Consider the following 18,857-nt stretch of genomic DNA (forward strand, 5'->3'; position numbering starts at 1 on the left):
TAATTCGTGTGTAAGTTGTTATTGTGAATTTAGTAACATCTTATCTGTTGTTGGGTATGTTGGTGTTTAGTGATGAGTATAGAAGAAGGGAAGGTGTTTGTGTGACAAAAGTTAATAAAAAGATTATCACTATATCGTTAATTGTGACTATCGGGGGGTTGTTGTTTGGCTATAATACAGGTGTTGTAAATGGCGCGTTGAATTTTATCGGTAAAGATTTTATGTTAACCCCTATACAAAAAGGTTGGGTATCATCATCCTTAACATTATCTGCAGCATTTGGAGCAGTTTTTGGTGGGAAAATAAGTGATATGATTGGGCGAAAAAAGACATTGCGTATTATTGCTTGGATTTATCTGATTGGAGCAATAGGTTGTAGCGGATCTTTTAATTTTGCTTTTCTAGTCTCTTTTCGGTTCTTATTGGGACTTGCAGTAGGAGCATCATCAGCTGTTGTGCCATTATATTTAGGTGAAATTTCTTCGGCTGAGCATAGAGGGAAAATGGTTGGTTTAAATCAGGTAATGATTGTGGGTGGACAGTTCTTAGCCTTTTTATTAAATGCTATTTTAGGTAATATGTTTATTCAAAATAATCATATTTGGAAAGTGATGATGGGGTTAGCGGCTATACCAGCAATTATTATGTTAATTGGTATGACAAAAGTATTAGAGTCACCTAAGTGGTATGCTAGAAATGGTATGTTAGATCGTGCAATTCATATAATTAAAGAAATCTATCTAGATGATGACGAGATGGTTAAAAAAGAAATACAAGAGATACAAGAAATACCTGTTAAAGTAGTTAAAAATAAAAAAAATAAAGAAAAAATACCAACTTGGACGATAAAGATTCTTTTGTTAGGGTGTTTATTAGGTATAATACAACAATTTTCGGGAATTAATTCAGTTATGTATTATGGGTCTGAAATTTTAACAATGTATGGATTTGGTGCTAGTGCAGCATTGATATTCAATGTTTTAAATGGTGTTGTTTCAGTTATTGCATCAATCGTAGGAATGACAATTGTTGATAAAATGGGACGAAAAAAATTGGAAATTAGTGGATTGACCATTTGTGCAGTATCGTTAATTTCTGTAGGTGTTCTATCTAATTTGTTATCAGGAACACAAATAGCACCATATATTATTATGATCATTATTTTTATTTATATATTTGCTTTTCAAGGTGCTATTGGACCAGTTACTTGGATTTTAATCTCTGAAATATTTCCAGCTAAGTATAGAGGGACTTTTTCTGGAATTGCAGTGTTTGTTTTATGGATAGCTAATTTTCTCGTTGGGCTATTTTTCCCTGTTCTTGTCAATTCAGTAGGTATTAATGCTACATTTTATGGATTTGCTGGTTGTGCATTATTAGGGATTTTAGTGGTACATTTTAAAATACCAGAAACAAAGGGAAAAACGTTGGAAGAAATTGAAAGCCATTTCATTAAATAGTTCATTGTGAATATAAACACAATTTCTGTTGTTTTAAATAAAATAATGTTAGTTAAAAATATTGATGAAGGAGTATCTAAATGAAAAAATTAAATTGTGGTGTAGTAGGTGTTGGAAGGGTAGGCATGATGCATATTAAGAATCTTCTGAATATTCCAAGTATAAATATCTTAGGTGTATCTGATTTGTTTATTGAGAATGCTGAAGACGAATTGAATATGTTAGGTATTGAGCATTGTTACAAAGATTATCAAGAGTTATTATGTGATGAAGAATTAGAAGCGTTATTCATTTTCTCTTCGACAGACTCACATGAAAAAATAGCAATTGATGCAGCAAAAGCAAAAAAACATATTTTTTGCGAAAAACCTTTAAGTATGGATACAAATGAAGAATCAAGTTTAAAAGTATTACGTGCGGTGAAGGAAAATGATGTTAAAATGCAGATTGCGTTCAATCGACGAGTGGATCGTCAATTTAGAAAAATCTATCAAGATGTTAGAGATGGTAAAATAGGTGATCCTCAAATAATAAAAATTACTTCGAGAGATCCTGATTTATTACCACATGAGTTAATAAAACGTATTGGAGGATTGTTATTCGATTTTACCATGCATGATTTTGATATGGCTAGATATATGGCTGGAAGTAACATTAAAGAAGTTTATGCTAGAGGAAACACGCTTATTGATCCAACTTTAAAAGATATAAACGATATTGATACATTAGCAATAGTATTAGAATTTGAAAATGGTTCATTTGGCTTAATTGATAATAGCCGTCGTGCCGTATATGGTTATGACCAACGGGTAGAAGTATTTGGTTCTAAAGGAATGCTTAAAGCAGAAAATGTAAGCGATTCAACTGTTGAATTGTATGGAGAACAGTCGTTAGAGATGGAAAATCCATTACCAATCTTTATGGAACGTTATCATCAAGCATATGATACTGAGGTACGTTTATTTGTAGAAGCTATTTTAAATAATCAACCATTAGTCGCAACAGGTATGGATGTTATCATGGCGCAAAGAGCAGCTGTTGCAGCACAAGAATCTATTGCAACCGGCAAACCTGTGGTAGTAGATACAACTTATCCAAAAATTTAAAAAATTAATATATAAATGGAGGAAATACAAATGACAATTAAGTTAGGGATTGCACCAATCGCTTGGACAAATGATGATATGCCGGAATTAGGTAAGGAAAATACGTTTGAACAATGTATCAGTGAAATGGCATTAGCAGGGTACACAGGAACAGAAATTGGAAACAAATATCCGAAAAATCCAGAAGAATTAAAAAGTTACTTAGAACCACGTGGATTATCAGTAGCTAGTGCCTGGTTTAGTGCTTTTTTAACAACCAAACCATTTGAAGAAACAGAAGAGGCTTTTATGTTACATCGTGACTTTTTGCATGCAATGGGAGCAAAAGTCATCGTTGTGTCAGAACAAGGACATAGTGTACAAGGTCAAATGGAGACACCTGTTTTTGATAAAAAACCTGAATTTACAGAAGATGAATGGGAAAAATTAACAAGTGGGTTAGATAAATTAGGCGAGTTGGCAAATGAAAAAGACATGTCTATTGTTTACCACCACCATATGGGGACAGGTGTCCAAACAACTGATGAAATCAATCGTTTGATGGCTGAGACAGATCCTAAAAAAGTGTCACTATTATATGATACTGGTCACTTAGTTTTCTCAGGCGAAGATCCGATTGAAGTGTATCAAACACACAAAGACCGTATTAAACATATTCACTTTAAAGATATTCGTAAGGAAAAAATGGAAGAAGTTAAAACAAACTCATTTAGTTTCTTAAAAGGCGTTAAAGAAGGTGTGTTCACTGTTCCTGGAGATGGCATGATTGATTTTACACCAATTTGGCAAGAAATTGAAAAAGATGGTTATGAAGGATGGATTGTCGTAGAGGCAGAACAAGACCCATCAAAAGCTAATCCATTTATTTATGCAAAAGCTGCTCGTAATTATATTAATTTAATTACTGGTTTATAATGAAAATTTTTCTTAGAAGAAGGGTGAAAAAATGATAAATAAAGAATTAAGAATCGGTGTAATAGGTGTTGGAGCTATTGGAACAGAGCATATAAAAAGAATTAATCATAAAATAAAAGGTGCTAGAGTCGTTGGCATTTATGATATTTTAGAAGAAGAAAAAAAGCAATTAGCAGATGAAATGGGAATCATATTTTATGGTAGTGGGGAGGACTTAATTTCTTCAGATGACGTCGATGCCATATTGATTACTTCCATTGATGAAACACATGCAGATTATGTATTAAAAGCGTTAGCACAAGAAAAGTATGTATTCTGTGAAAAACCTTTAGCTATAGATAATCAATCATGCGCTAAAATTGTTGAAGCAGAAGTGAAATGCGGTCGACGCTTGGTACAAGTAGGTTTTATGAGACGCTATGATAAAGGTTATATGGAGTTAAAAAAATTAATTGAATCTAAATCATATGGGGAAGTATTAATGCTACATTGTGCGCATAGAAATCCAGAATCTGGCTTACACTACACAACGCCAATGTCTATTATCCAAACGGCAGTGCATGAAATTGATGTGCTACGTTGGTTATTACAAGACGACTATGTTTCAGTTGAAAGTATACTGCCTAAAAAACAAACTAAAATGACACATGACAATTTACATGATCCACAAATTTTAGTATTAGAGACAAAAAATGGTGTGGTGATCCAGTTAGAAATTTTCGTTAATTGTCAATTTGGTTATGATATTAAATGTGAAGTAGTATGTGAAAATGGAGAGTTAGGATTAGTGGATCCACACTATACTTATGTCAAACATAATTTTTCTAATCAGACACCAATATCGCCTGATTGGCAGACACGTTTTAAAGAAGCGTATGATACAGAGTTTCAATTATGGGTTAATGGCGTATTGAATAATAAATTGGAAGGACCATCTTCATGGGATGGGTATGTCGCTTCTATTATCACAACAGCAGGAACGGAATCAACAAATAAAGGTGAAAAAATAAATGTTATGCTTCAAGAAAAACCAAGTATTTATTAAAACACTTATAAATAAAGGAGGTGAGATTTTATAGTAAAGATATAACTCTATAGCATAGCACTAAACGACAAAATAGGGTTGTTATCTATGATGTATCGAAAAATATTATACCTACACAGAATAATATAGTTATAAAAATGGTAATATAGGCATTTTTATAGTAAAAAACAAACTGGCTATTAATAGTAGTATCTAGTTTGTTTTTTTATATGAAGGATGCTTAAAAAAGTAGATTAACATTGTTGATACTATAAAAATAAAAAACAAGATTAGAGCTTTATTCTAATCTTGTTTTTTATTTATTGTCTAAAAGATAACTACAGGAACACCAACATCAATCATATTAAATAATTTAGCACACACATCAGGGGGTGTGTTAATACAGCCATGTGATCCCACTGTCGTATATGATGTTCCTCCATAAGCATTGGCATTTTGCCACGGGGAATCATGAATTCCTACCCCCGTCCAATCGATTGGCATCCAATAATCAACAGGGCTTGCATAATCTTCACCGCGAAGAGTTTCATTTCGCTTTTTGTTCCAAACATAGAACACCCCGGAAGGAGTAGGTGTACTTGGTTTTCCAGAAATAATGTCTGTATCTAAAGCAACTTTTCCATCTTTGTAGTACCACATGTGTTGAGCTTGTAAGTCAACTTCTATATAAGTGTTTGATAGAAGAGCTGATTCGGGAGTAGCGCTTCCTTGATAAGCAGGAACACGATCTGTGAAACCTTTACCAGATAAAATTAGTTTTGTCAGTTGTTCTGTTTCACTATCTGTTGCAATTGTCCAACTATAAGACCCAGCAGGAACACTCACTTCTCCACGTTTTGTGCTATTAAATTTTGTTGGATTAGTACTAGTATTGTACTGTTGCCCAAGTTGAGTGACATATTCTTTTACTAAGTCTTGATTTAAAGTAACATCACCTTTATCGTTTGTTGTTAACCAACTAGCAATTGTCTCTTTAGGGATTGCCACTTTTTGCCCATTAATGAGGTACGTAGCATTGACCTCTGTTAACTTATTTATGTCCGCTAATTCTTTTTTTAATTGCGTATCTGTTGCCAAAACAGTTGGTTTTTGGACATAGGATTCTAAGTTTATAGACCCTTTGCCTTCTTTAACATGAGATTCAAATGCTGAAATAAATTTATTAACATCAATAGAATTTCCAGCTACTTCGTCTGTAATTTGAAATGAACCATCTTTCATTTCAATTTTTGCATTTTTTGTGGGTGTGCGCTCTTTATTAAAGTTCGTTAAGGCTGTTTTTAAAGCATTAGATTGTTTAGTTAGTTCGTCTTTGTTATAATCAGTCATCACAATGGGCACATTTTTAGGTTGATTGACGTAATTCATAAACCACAACCAAGGATTTTGTTTTGCAATAGTATCAGAGACAGTCTTATTAACATCAAAAGTGATTCCTAGTTGTTGTTTAGGAATGGCTTTCCAAGTTTTATCATTATCTAGTATAACGAATTCATTCTCATGAATATTGTCCTTAAGCTTTTTTTCTGCTTGTTTTCTAGATAATTGGCTGACATCTATTTGTCCAATCTTTGTATTGGGCAAAAATTTATTCTGATAAGTAATAGCAAAATACGAATAGATACTAACAATGACTAGTACCATAATTAAAGGCACTAATAACAACGACTTACGTTTCATGTGAAGCCCCTTCCTATGATAAAAATTGTAATATTATTGTAACATATTCTTTTCTAAAAACAATATAAGTGCTTTAAAAACACCTATATAATGAGAAAAGACTAGAATTTATCATTCTAGTCTTTTATTATTTTAATTAATAAGAACATGATTTATTCAAATGCTTCATCTAGTATTTCTTGTAGACGTTTTGCAGATAAGTCAAATTTTTCTTGTTCAGCATCTGTTAATGGAAGTTCGATAACATGGCTGATTCCTTGGCGATTTACCACAGCTGGAGCACCGATATAAATATCGTTTAATCCATATTGTCCATCTAAGTAAACAGATAAAGGTAATACGGCATTTTCATCATAAAGAATGGCTTTAGTAATACGAGCTAAAGCAACAGCAATTCCATAGAAAGTAGCCCCTTTCTTATCAATGATGGTATATGCTGCATCACGGACTTTAAAGAAAATGTTAACCAATTCTTCTTCATCAATTTCAGGATGATCTGAAACCCATTCGTAAATTTGCAATCCAGCAATATTAGCATGAGACCAAACTGGAAATTCTGTATCACCGTGTTCACCTAAAATATATCCATGGACATTTCTTGCATCAACGTCTACTAACTCAGCAATGGTTTGTCTAAAACGAGCAGAGTCAAGAGAAGTTCCGCTACCGATAACTTTGTGTTTTGGAAATCCAGAGAATTTCCATGTAGCATAAGTTAAAATATCAACAGGATTAGTTGCGATTAAGAAGATACCATTAAATCCTGAAGAAACGATATCATCAACAATGGATTTGAAAATTTTTAAATTTTTATTAACTAAATCTAGACGTGTTTCACCGGGTTTTTGTGCAGCACCTGCAGTAATCACCACTATGTCAGCATCTTTACAATCAGCGTAAGTTGCAGCATAGATTTTTTTAGGAGAAGTGAATGCTAGAGCGTGAGATAAATCAAGGGCATCCCCTTCTGCTTTGTTTACATCAATATCAATAATACCAATTTCTTGTGCGATGTTTTGTGTCACAAGGGAAAAAATATAACTTGAACCAACAGCCCCATTGCCGACAACGATAATTTTTTGATGATCAATACTTATGTGTTCCATTACAATCGCTCCCTTTTTTATTTACTCCATGTTAAATTATAACACTAAATTATGAAAAAACCTATGAAAAAGATCATTTAACAAATAATAGTCTATTAATCAAACGTTAATTAAAAGTCTTAATAGTTTCTTATTTATAGAATATAAAAAGGTATGGTATACTATTTTAGAGCCTTTTAGTTTAAATACAATGAAAAAACACGTGTCTTCTAACCCGTGTTTTTTGATGTTATAGGAGATATAGATTATGAAATTAATTGTTGGATTGGGAAATCCTGGAGCGAAGTATCGAACAACTCGACATAATATTGGATTTATTACATTAGATGAGATTGCCTATCAAGAAAATATTGAATTTAATAAATCTCAATTTGAAGCCGACACGGCAGAGTTTTTTGTAGATGGTGAAAAGGTGTTATTAGCAAAGCCTCAAACATTTATGAATGAATCAGGTCGTAGTGTAGGACCATTGATGACTTATTATAACATTTCACCCGAAAATGTTTTAGTCATTTATGATGATTTAGATTTACCTGTAGGAAAAGTAAGATTGCGTCAAAAAGGAAGTGCTGGTGGACATAATGGTATTAAAAGTTTAATTTCACATATTGGAACACCTGAGTTTAATCGTGTACGAATAGGGATTGATCGCCCAAATCGCGGAGAAGAAGTGATAGCTCATGTTTTAGGTAATTTTCCTAAAAACACACATGAAGACATGCTGTCAGCTGTAAAATTAGCGGCAGATGCGAGTTTGTATTGGGCACAAGGGCATTCATTTGTTGAGACTATGAATCAATACAATAGTAAGAAATAAAGGGGGTCAGATGATTAATATGTACCTCAATCAAAGTATGATGACTATAATAGAACAAGATGAACAAGTGAAAGAGTGGCTTGATAATAGTGAGACACAAAAATCACAATTGATTACAGGTTTAGCTGGTTCAGCTAAGAGCTTAGTGATGTCGACGTTGCTGAAAAAAAATAAAAAGATCATGATTGTGACCCCTAATTTATATTATGGGACTAAATTGATGGACGACTTGCAACACATTGTTGACGAGTCTTATTTGCATTTCTTCCCTGTTGATGAAGTGGCAGCAGTTGAAATGTCCTTTTCTTCTCCGGAAGCACTAGCTGAGAGGATTAATAGCATGGTGTTTTTAAATAGTGATGAGCCAGGGATTATCGTTACACCATTAGCTGGATTACGTCGTTTTTTACCAGCTCCTAATAATTGGAAAAATAGTGTGTTATCTGTTGAAGTAGGAGGTATAATCGATTTAACAACTTTACCCGAAACATTAGTCTCTCTAGGGTATGTTAGAGAACAAATGATAGGAAAACCAGGTGAATTTAGTATTAGAGGAAGTATCATTGATATTTATCCTTTAACTAGTGAATACCCTGTGCGTATCGATTTGTTTGATGATGAGATTGATTCGTTGCGTTTGTTTGATGTAGAAACCCAACGTTCGTTATCAGATGTAGAGAATATATTAATTCCACCAGCTATGGATCAAGTGGTAACAAAAGATGAATTAGCAAACGCGGCAAGTGTATTAGATGAGGCGTTAAGTAAAAAAATTGATGGCATAAAAGATATTGATAGAAAAAATCAGTTAACTGCTTATAAAAATTATACAGTGGGTGAGTGGGGCAGTGGCCATCCAACTGATGATATTAGTCAATATATTGATATGATTTATGAGGAAAAATATCATTTAAGTGATTATTTATCTCATGACGATTTGGTGGTATTTGATGATTATAGTCGCATGATTGATACGGAAAAAGAGATTTTACGAGAAGAAGCAGAATGGTTAACGATCAAGTTAGAAGATAATCCAGTGTTTGAAGACCGAACGCTTGGTGGTGATTTTAGACAGATTATGAAAAAAATGCCACAACATCGGACATTTTTCTCTCTGTTTCAAAAAGGGATGGGAAATTTGCGTTTTTCTTCCATTTATCCGTTTGAATACCGTGCGATGCAACAATTCTTTGGACAGTTGCCGCTCTTAAAGGCAGAGATGGATCGTTGGGCAAAACAAAAACAAACGGTCGTGGTACTAGTCGAAGATACCGAACGTAGTAAAACGGTAGAACGCTTGTTTATTGATGCGGATATTTCTGTTGTCGTCAATAACAAAAAAGAGTTGTTAAAAGGGCAAGCACAAATCCAGGTTGGCTTATTAGAATCAGGGTTTGAGTTGCCGCAAGATAATTTAATCGTGTTAGTAGAAAAAGAAATTCTACATACCAGAACGAAACGTCAAGCACGTAAACAAACCATTTCTAATGCGGAACGATTAAAGAGTTATAATGAATTAAGTCCTGGTGATTATGTGGTTCATGCTAATCACGGGATTGGTAAATACATTGGCATGGAGACATTACTAAGTGGTGGCACACACCAGGATTACATGACCATTTTGTATCAAAATAACGATAAATTGTTTATTCCAGTGACCCAGTTAGATTTAATTCAAAAATATGTGGCTTCTGAGTCTAGAACGCCACGTATTAATAAATTAGGTGGTAGTGAGTGGACAAAGACAAAGAAAAAAGTATCGGCAAAAGTTGAAGATATCGCGGATGATTTAATTCAATTATATGCAGCAAGAGAAGCTGAAGTAGGATATGCTTTTTCACCAGATGACAATTACCAGCATGAGTTTGACAATGCCTTCCCGTACGCAGAAACGGACGACCAATTGCGAAGTATCCAAGAAATTAAGAAAGACATGGAGAAAACACGACCAATGGACCGTTTGCTTGTAGGGGACGTGGGTTACGGGAAGACAGAAGTGGCTTTGCGTGCAGCGTTTAAAGCAGTTAGAGATGGCAAACAAGTCGCATTCTTAGTCCCAACGACTATCTTAGCTCAACAGCACTATGAAACGATGTTAGACCGATTTAAAAATTTTCCAGTAAGTATTGGGTTAATGAGTCGATTTAGAACGAAAAAACAACAAGAAGAAACGATTGATCAATTGAAAAAAGGTCAAATAGATATTATTGTTGGCACGCATCGAATTTTATCAAAAGACTTAGAGTTTATGGATTTAGGATTGCTTATCATTGATGAGGAACAACGTTTTGGCGTGAAACATAAAGAGCGACTAAAACAATTACGTGCACAAGTGGATGTATTGACACTGACAGCTACACCGATTCCAAGAACATTGCACATGTCCATGTTGGGGGTGCGAGATTTATCGGTTATTGAAACCCCGCCGGCTAATCGTTACCCAGTGCAAACATATGTGATGGAGAAAAATCCAGGGGCTATACGTGAGGCGTGTGAGCGAGAAATTGCGCGTGGTGGACAAGTGTTTTATCTATACAATCGTGTGGATACGATTGAGCAAAAAGTCGATGAATTAAAAATGCTATTACCTAACGCTCGTATTTCTTATGCACATGGTCAAATGACAGAAATTCAGTTAGAAAATGCGTTAATGGAATTTATTAATGGTGAATACGATATTTTAGTGACAACGACGATTATTGAAACAGGGGTTGATATTCCTAATGTAAATACGTTGTTTGTGGAAAACGCCGATCACATGGGATTATCTCAGCTTTATCAGTTAAGAGGTCGTGTTGGCCGAAGTAATCGCGTGGCGTATGCTTATTTTATGTATGAACCGCAAAAAGTCTTAAATGAAGTGAGCGAGAAACGACTTCAAGCGATTAAAGATTTTACGGAATTAGGTTCAGGATTTAAAATTGCCATGCGAGATTTGTCAATTCGTGGTGCTGGAAACCTGTTAGGTGCTCAGCAACATGGCTTTATTGACTCAGTCGGGTTTGATATGTACACTCATATGCTTAATGAAGCAGTTAATCGTAAGCGTGGTGTCGATAGTAAAGAGACGAAAACAGTAACTGAAATTGACTTGGGCATTGATGCGTATATTCCAAGTGATTATATAGAAGATGAGCGTCAAAAAATTGAAATGTATAAGCGAATTAGACAACTTGAAAATCAAGAGATGTATGATGAATTAGAAGCTGATCTATTAGATAGATTTGGTGAATACCCTGATGAAGTCGCAAATCTATTAACTGTTGGGTTGATAAAAATGAATGCTGATTTTGCCTTAATTGATAAAATTCAAAAGAAAAAGCAATCAATTTATGTTGAATTAAGCAAGGAAGGCACGTCTGCTTACACAATCGAGCAGTTATTTAAAGCTTTATCAAAAACAACTTTAAAAGCAGAAATCAGTACAGACGAGCATTTGGCTGTGACATTCAAACTAGGTAAAGACACAACCGTTGCAATATGGTTACATGAAGTGTCAACATTTATTGAAGCATTAAGGCAAGAGCGATATGCTAAAAAAGATGTACGGGATGATGCGAATGGAAAAAATTAAAGTAGAAAAAACTGTTTTAAAAGGAACGTTGATTTTAACGATTACGTCTTTTGTGGTAAAGATACTGAGTGCTGTGTATCGCGTGCCATTTCAAAATTTAGTGGGAGACGAAGGGTTTTATGTGTACCAACAAGTGTACCCTATCTATGGTATTGCGATGACATTGTCGTTATCTGGTATGCCTGTATTTTTATCAAAAATTTTAGCTAGTGAAGAGTCTTTGATTGAAAGAAAAAAAATTCTTACCCAATTTTTTTACTATGTTAGTTTCTTGTCTATCTATTTATTTTTAGGCTTATTTGTTGGGGCACCACTCATTGCCATGATGATGGGAGACAAAGAGCTCATACCACTTATTCGTGTTGTATCGTTGGTATTTTTACTGGTACCATTTTTATCTACTTTTAGAGGTTATTTTCAAGGAGAGGTGAATATGTTACCAACTGCAACCTCGCAGTTAGTGGAACAGGGAATTCGTGTGGGAATTATTTTACTTTCTGGTTGGTTGTTTTATACGCAAAGTTTAGATGTTTACCAAGTAGGAAGTATTGCCACATCAGGAGCGATTATGGGTGGAATATGTGCGATTGTGGTGTTAATATACTATGCAAGAAAGCAGCCGTTATCTTTTTATCCAATTCCCTCAAAGGAACAGCGTGATAATGGATTGCTAAGACGATTAATATTAGAAGGTGGAACGCTTTGCTTTTTTAGTGCTTACCTCGTAATTTTTCAATTGATTGATTCATTTACGATAAAAAAATATTTAGTTTTTTCAGGGATACCGGATCTATCAGCTAAAATAGCCAAGGGAGTCTTTGATAGAGGACAGCCATTGGTACAATTAGGATTGGTTGTGGCCATTGCAATGACTGCTACATTCATGCCGACGTTAACTCATTACTATAAAAGTAAAAAGAAATCAGATTATCAATCAATGGTGTTATCCTATTTAAAAGTGTCATTGAGTATTTCTGTGGCAGCAGGTATTGGATTGGCCATCATGATTCCATTTATCAATGTGACACTTTTTAGCAACAATGATGGCGCATCAACATTGTCGCTATTTGTACTATCTGTTAGTATTGCCTCAATGATTCAAACGTATCAAACAATTTATCAAAGTCAAAACCGAGTACATTATCAATTTGTCGCTGCAATATTTGGTGTGTTATTGAAGAGTATTTTGACACCATGTTTAACCTATTATTTTGGAACAATGGGGTCAAGCGTAAGTACGTTACTGGGGTTGTTAGGTTGTTTACTTGTTTTGCATCATTACCTGATCCGTAAGGGATTTGACGTAGCGGTTGGCAAACTTTTTTTAATAAAATTATTGATTAGTTTAGGGTTGATGGCTATTGGAGTCTATGGATTTAGAGTTATCTGTTTAGCTAACGGTTTACTCATAACTCATAGAGGAGTGACGTTTGCTTTAACACTAATAGGTGTCTTTATTGGAGTGACTATCTATCTAATAAGTATTGTGAAATTTAAATTATTTAGTTATGATGAATGGAACATGTTGCCATTTGGCCAAAAAATATATAAACATTTTTATTAATTGATTTAGGAGGACATTGATGAGATTAGATAAATTTTTAAAAATTTCAAGAATTATAAAACGTCGAACAATTGCAAAAGAAATAGCTGATAAAGGTCGGATTCAAGTGAATCACAAATTAGCTAAATCATCTACCCCTGTTAAAATAGGAGATGTGATTACAATCATGTTTGGTAATAAAACATTAGAAGTTAAAGTATTAGACTTAAAAGACACAACTAAAAAAGATGAAGCAAAAGATTTATACGAAATTATTAGCGAAATCAAAAATCAAAACTAAAATCAGCGATAAGTATTAGACATTAATGAGGCTAGTTGGTATAATGAACCCAAGTATAAACAGAAATGGAGTCTAATGTATCATGAGTGAGAAAAAAACGTTATTAGCCCTTGAGACAAGCGAAAAAAGACTTCCGTCACCAATGGCGAAAGCTCAACGTGAACAAAAGCAAATGATTTACAAACGACGACGCTTAACGGTTATGTTTGTGTTAGCCTTTGGTTTATTTACGTTCATGGGAATTAACTTATTTCGCAATGGACAACATCTGTTATCACTACAACAAAATCACACAGAGGTAAAAAAGGAATATGCAAAAGTAAAAACAGAAAAGAAGGATTTGGAAAACGAAGTAAAATTGTTAAAGGATCCCGAATATGTTGAGAAAGTTGCACGTGCCAAATATTTTTACTCTAAAGAAGGCGAACAAGTATATAGCATCCCAGGACTGAGTGGTGCAAATTAAAGCAGTGGCAATCGAGTATTAAGTTAATAAAAAAATAATATATAAAGAGGATTCAAGGAGGAAATATTTTTTTATGTCAATCGAAGTGGGGACAAAGTTATCTGGTAAAGTGTCAGGTATTACTAATTTTGGAGCGTTTGTAGATTTAGGTGATGGAAAAACAGGATTGGTACATATCAGTGAGGTATCTAATAGCTTTGTAAAAGATATCAACGATGTTTTAAAGATGAATGACGAAGTTGAAGTAAAAGTCATGAGTGTTGGAGATGACGGAAAAATTGGGTTATCAATCAAGCGTGCCAACGAAGAAGAACGCCCAGCACAGCGTGAGCGTAAAGAATACAAACGTTCATCAAATAATTACCAGTCTGATCGTAACAACCGAGGTGGAAATGACCGTGGTAGAAATAATCGTAAACCTGCAGCAGTAGCTACTCCACAAAAAGAAAGTTTTGATTCATTAATGACTAACTTCTTAAAAGATAGTGATGATAGATTAAGTACATTAAAACGCAGTACTGAAGGAAAACGTGGCGGACGTGGCGGACGTCGTAACTAAATAGATAGAAGGGTAAGAGAGTTCTCTTATCCTTTTTTTATATGGAAAAGTGGGAGGAAAGTTTGTGTACCAAGAATTTGAAAAGATTATTCAATCAGAGTACCAGTTGATGCCACAAACTCATATTGTGGTAGGAGTATCTGGAGGAGTTGACTCAATGGTGTTACTGCATTTGTTGTGTCAAATACCCAAAGATCAACGTCCAGTGATTTATGTTGCACATATTAACCACCAGTTAAGAGCTGAATCAGAAGTGGAACAATTATTTGTAGAAAGTTATGCCAAAAAATATCAAATACCCTGTTTTGTCGGTATATGGGACGAAGGAAAAACTGTTGATACAAATGTAGAGCAACAAGCAAGAACATTTCGCTATACTTTTTTTGATAAAGTGATGCAAGAAACAAATAGCACGTATTTATTAACGGCTCATCATAAAGATGATGCTGTCGAAACAATCTTGATGCGATGGATTCAAGGTAGTCAATTAAGAAAATTGGTTGGGATTGAAAAAAAACGCTCACTGGGAGTCAATCAGGTTATTCGCCCATTATTAAGTTTTTCTAAAAAAGAACTTTATGAATACGCTAAAGAAAAAAATATCCCGTATCATGAAGATAGTAGTAACCTTTCTGATAATTATTTCCGAAATCGTATTCGTCATCACATCCGTCCTATGCTGGAAATAGAAAATCCTAATTTTGGTAACGGAATATTGCGCTTATCTCAAGAAATTTCCAATCAAAGGCAAGTTATCGATGAATTACTGCAGCCTTTAATTGAATTACTTGTTTCTTATCAAAATAATACATGGCAATTAGATTATATTTCGTTAAAAAAACACAATTTAGCGATACAGTCTGAAGTAATTCGATATATATTAACAGATATTCAAGAAAAAACTAGCCTTGTTGTAGGATATGAGCATATGAATCAGTTACAAAAACTGATTAGTAATGATAAACCAAATCAACAGTTATTATTAGGAAATAATTGGATTGTTGAAAAAAATTATGACATACTCACTATCTATCAAAAGAAAAAGTCATTAAATGAATATACTGTATTTGATTTGGCAAAAAATCAGGGTGTATTTTTGTCTAATAATCAGTGGTTAGGATTTTTTGAATTGGGTAAAGAAGTTATTCCGAATGAATTGATTAACTGGCACTTAAAAGAGATGATTTACACACATGGGAAACATCATACGATTCGAGTCAGAAAACGTGAAGCTGGTGACAGATTCGTATATAATTATAAAGGTCAGACTAAGAAAGTATCACGATATTTTATTGATGAAAAAATACCAACTAAATTACGTGATTTAAGTTGGCTCGTTTTCGATGAAAAAGGGTATCTTCTATGGCTTTTACCATTTAGAGAATCTTATTTGAGTATTCATCATGAAACTGATAAAATACAGTATAAGCTCGTCTACTTATATCAAAGGGATGAGTAAGTTTGGAAGGAGAACCCAATGTTAGAAAAAGATATCGAAAAAACATTTTATTCAGAACAACAAATTCAAGAACGAGTTGCTGTTTTAGGTGAAGAGATTAGTCGTGAGTATCAGGATAAGTTTCCTTTAGTTGTGGGTATTTTAAAAGGAGCCGTTCCGTTTTTATCGGATTTAGTTCGTGCTATGCCAATTCACATGGAAATGGATTTTATGGATGTGTCAAGTTACGGTAATGCGACTGTCTCATCTGGTGAAGTTCGTATTTTGAAAGATTTAAGTACAGTAGTTGAAGGTCGTCATATTATCTTAGTAGAAGATATTATCGATAGTGGACGTACATTAAAATATCTTGTTGACTTATTGAAACACCGTAAAGCAGCTTCTGTTAAAATTGTGACGATGCTTGATAAACCAGAAGGTCGTGTTGTTGATATGGCAGCTGACTATGTTGGTTTTGAAGTGCCAAACGAATTTGTTGTAGGATATGGTTTAGATTATGCTGAAGATTATCGTAATCTTCCATATATCGGTGTATTGAAACCAGAAATATACGAAAATGCTTAATTTTTCGAACATTTAGTGTTACAATAATTTCTTAGTAATGATTACAAACTAAAAATTTAATATAGAGAAGGAGGACATGTATGAATAAAAAGAATTCAGGGATGCGCAACTCGCTTTATTATATTATTGTATTTTTATCAATGATTACAATAGTATACTTCTTCTTTGGACAAGGCGGCGACCAATCTCCAACTATAAATTATTCAACGTTCTATCAACAATTAAAAGATGATCAAATTAAAGACTTTACTGTTCAACCTGCTAATGGCGTTTACAAAATCACGGGTGAGTACCATGAAGATCAGAAAATTACTGATTCAGGTGGGTTACCAATATTTGGTAAAACAAAAGTAAAATCAAAACGATTTACAACATCTGTCTTACCTAATGATGCAACCATTGCTAATATTAGCGAAACAGCGAGTGAATCTGGTACCAAATTTGTTGTTAAAGAACAATCAAACAACAGTGTTTGGGTATCATTATTGTTTAGTTTCTTACCAGTTTTATTGATGGTATTCCTATTCTATATGATGATGGGACAAGGTGGACAAGGTGGTGGAAATGGCCGTGTCATGAACTTTGGGAAATCTAAAACAAAAGAAGCAGATAAAAAATCAATCAATGTTCGTTTTTCTGACGTAGCAGGAGCTGAAGAAGAAAAACAAGAATTAGTAGAAGTAGTTGAATTCTTGAAAGACCCACGTCGTTTCGTGGAACTTGGTGCTAGAATTCCTGCGGGTGTGTTACTTGAGGGACCTCCCGGAACAGGTAAAACATTATTAGCAAAAGCTGTTGCCGGAGAAGCTGGCGTACCATTCTTCTCTATTTCAGGTTCAGACTTTGTTGAGATGTTTGTCGGTGTTGGGGCAAGTCGTGTACGTGACTTGTTTGAAACAGCGAAAAAATCAGCTCCAGCGATTATCTTCATCGATGAAATTGATGCAGTTGGTCGTCAACGTGGTGCTGGTATGGGTGGGGGTCACGATGAACGTGAACAAACCCTTAACCAATTGCTTGTTGAAATGGATGGTTTCAATGGTAATGAAGGAGTTATCGTTATTGCTGCAACAAACCGTTCAGATGTGTTGGACCCTGCATTACTTCGTCCAGGACGTTTTGACAGACAAGTTCTTGTTGGAACACCTGATGTTAAAGGTCGTGAACAAATTTTGCGAGTTCATTCTCGTAACAAACCTTTAGCAAACGATGTTGATTTAAAAGTTGTCGCACAACAAACACCAGGATTTGCCGGTGCAGACTTAGAAAACGTATTAAACGAAGCTGCCCTTGTAGCGGCTCGACGTAATAAAAAGAAAATTGACGCATCAGATATTGATGAAGCACAAGATAGAGTCATTGCTGGTCCTGCTAAGAAAGACCGCATGATTAGTAAAAAAGAACGTTCAATGGTTGCTTACCATGAAGCAGGTCATACAATCTGTGGATTAGTGCTAAGCGATGCAAGAATTGTCCATAAAGTAACCATCGTTCCACGTGGACGTGCTGGCGGATACATGATTGCTTTACCAAAAGAAGATCGTTTCTTAATGACTCAAAACGAAATGTTCGAACAAATCGTTGGATTACTTGGTGGACGTGTGGCCGAAGAAATTATCTTTGGTGTGAAATCTACTGGGGCAAGTAATGACTTTGAACAAGCAACTAACTTAGCTCGTTCAATGGTAACTGAGTATGGTATGAGTGATTCATTAGGTCCTGTACAATATGAAGGAAACCATCAAGTCTTTGTTGGCCGTGATTATGGACAAACAAAAACTTATTCAGAACAAGTTGCGTTCCAAATCGATGAGGAAGTTCGTAATATCTTGAACCGTGCTCATCAAAAAGCGGTTGAAATTATTGAAGCACATCGTGATGAACACAAGTTAATCGCAGAGTCACTACTTAAATACGAAACACTTGATGCGAAACAAATTAAATCATTATTTGAAGACGGTAAAATGCCAAGTGATGATAAACCTGAAGAGTATCCAAGTGAAAAAGATGGTTCTTTTGAAGAAGTTAAAGAAGCGTTAGAGAAAAAAGACGCTGAAAAACAAAAAGCTGAATTTTCTGAAGAAAAAGAAGCAGAGCACAATTTAAAAGAGCGTGATGAAGAATTATCACAATCGATTAAAGAAGCTGAAGAAGCTGTGAAAGAAGATAAATCTGAGTAAAAATAGTTTTAAGATTGAAACAAATACGTTATGATAAGTGGGATATACGAAAGTATAGCCCACTTTTTAATTGGGAATAATA

General features: G+C 34.4%; 15 protein-coding genes. 13 read left to right on the forward strand and 2 right to left on the reverse strand.

What is annotated here, in order from left to right:
* Nucleotides 1–101 precede the first annotated feature (101 nt).
* The 4 genes from MN187_RS00375 (at nt 102) to MN187_RS00390 (ending at nt 4,526) form a co-directional block, all read left to right on the forward strand.
* The gene (locus MN187_RS00375; protein WP_233519217.1) at nt 102–1,460 is read left to right on the forward strand and encodes a sugar porter family MFS transporter; all 1,359 of its coding nucleotides are present in this window, start codon (nt 102–104) and stop codon (nt 1,458–1,460) included.
* A gap of 80 nt (nt 1,461–1,540) precedes the next feature.
* Complete coding sequence (gene iolG / locus MN187_RS00380) at nt 1,541–2,566, forward strand: inositol 2-dehydrogenase (RefSeq protein WP_117974119.1); 1,026 nt, start codon at nt 1,541–1,543, stop codon at nt 2,564–2,566.
* A 30-nt stretch (nt 2,567–2,596) separates the two neighbouring features.
* The gene (gene iolE, locus MN187_RS00385; protein ID WP_242093980.1) at nt 2,597–3,481 is read left to right on the forward strand and encodes a myo-inosose-2 dehydratase; all 885 of its coding nucleotides are present in this window, start codon (nt 2,597–2,599) and stop codon (nt 3,479–3,481) included.
* A gap of 31 nt (nt 3,482–3,512) precedes the next feature.
* Nucleotides 3,513–4,526 (forward strand): Gfo/Idh/MocA family protein, encoded by a 1,014-nt coding sequence (locus MN187_RS00390; RefSeq protein ID WP_117974115.1) that lies wholly within the window; start codon nt 3,513–3,515, stop codon nt 4,524–4,526.
* Nucleotides 4,527–4,832: 306 nt separating this feature from the next.
* Here the strand turns inward: MN187_RS00390 and MN187_RS00395 are convergent, their stop codons facing one another.
* Both MN187_RS00395 and MN187_RS00400 read right to left on the reverse strand, forming a co-directional pair.
* Nucleotides 4,833–6,206 (reverse strand): L,D-transpeptidase family protein, encoded by a 1,374-nt coding sequence (locus tag MN187_RS00395; protein WP_242093983.1) that lies wholly within the window; start codon nt 6,204–6,206, stop codon nt 4,833–4,835.
* Nucleotides 6,207–6,358: 152 nt separating this feature from the next.
* On the reverse strand, nt 6,359–7,312 hold the full coding sequence (locus MN187_RS00400) for an L-lactate dehydrogenase (protein WP_117974111.1): 954 nt from the start codon (nt 7,310–7,312) through the stop codon (nt 6,359–6,361).
* Between the two features lie 247 nt (nt 7,313–7,559).
* Here MN187_RS00400 and pth point away from each other — a divergent pair, with 247 nt between their 5' ends.
* The 9 genes from pth to ftsH all read left to right on the forward strand — a co-directional run bounded on the left by pth (nt 7,560) and on the right by ftsH (nt 18,775).
* Entirely contained in the window at nt 7,560–8,129 is a 570-nt protein-coding gene (gene pth, locus MN187_RS00405; RefSeq protein ID WP_241699676.1) for an aminoacyl-tRNA hydrolase, read from the forward strand.
* 40 nt (nt 8,130–8,169) lie between these two features.
* Entirely contained in the window at nt 8,170–11,703 is a 3,534-nt protein-coding gene (mfd, locus tag MN187_RS00410) for a transcription-repair coupling factor (RefSeq protein ID WP_491131744.1), read from the forward strand.
* Nucleotides 11,690–13,267, forward strand: coding sequence for a putative polysaccharide biosynthesis protein (locus MN187_RS00415; protein ID WP_158559470.1), 1,578 nt, complete (start codon nt 11,690–11,692; stop codon nt 13,265–13,267). Before mfd ends, MN187_RS00415 begins: the two co-directional genes overlap by 14 nt.
* Before the next feature lie 19 nt (nt 13,268–13,286).
* Entirely contained in the window at nt 13,287–13,547 is a 261-nt protein-coding gene (locus tag MN187_RS00420; RefSeq protein WP_117974105.1) for an RNA-binding S4 domain-containing protein, read from the forward strand.
* Between the two features lie 82 nt (nt 13,548–13,629).
* On the forward strand, nt 13,630–14,013 hold the full coding sequence (locus MN187_RS00425; RefSeq protein WP_241699675.1) for an FtsB family cell division protein: 384 nt from the start codon (nt 13,630–13,632) through the stop codon (nt 14,011–14,013).
* 73 nt (nt 14,014–14,086) lie between these two features.
* Nucleotides 14,087–14,572 (forward strand): S1 domain-containing RNA-binding protein, encoded by a 486-nt coding sequence (locus MN187_RS00430; RefSeq protein ID WP_117974101.1) that lies wholly within the window; start codon nt 14,087–14,089, stop codon nt 14,570–14,572.
* 64 nt (nt 14,573–14,636) lie between these two features.
* Complete coding sequence (gene tilS, locus MN187_RS00435) at nt 14,637–16,031, forward strand: tRNA lysidine(34) synthetase TilS (protein ID WP_241699674.1); 1,395 nt, start codon at nt 14,637–14,639, stop codon at nt 16,029–16,031.
* 18 nt (nt 16,032–16,049) lie between these two features.
* Nucleotides 16,050–16,595: a hypoxanthine phosphoribosyltransferase gene (gene hpt, locus MN187_RS00440; RefSeq protein WP_071456009.1), complete on the forward strand. Its 546-nt coding sequence runs from the start codon at nt 16,050–16,052 to the stop codon at nt 16,593–16,595.
* Between the two features lie 80 nt (nt 16,596–16,675).
* Nucleotides 16,676–18,775 (forward strand): ATP-dependent zinc metalloprotease FtsH, encoded by a 2,100-nt coding sequence (ftsH, locus tag MN187_RS00445; protein WP_242093985.1) that lies wholly within the window; start codon nt 16,676–16,678, stop codon nt 18,773–18,775.
* Nucleotides 18,776–18,857 lie beyond the last annotated feature (82 nt).

It is taken from the genome of Vagococcus sp. CY52-2 (assembly GCF_022655055.1).
GTDB lineage: Bacteria > Bacillota > Bacilli > Lactobacillales > Vagococcaceae > Vagococcus.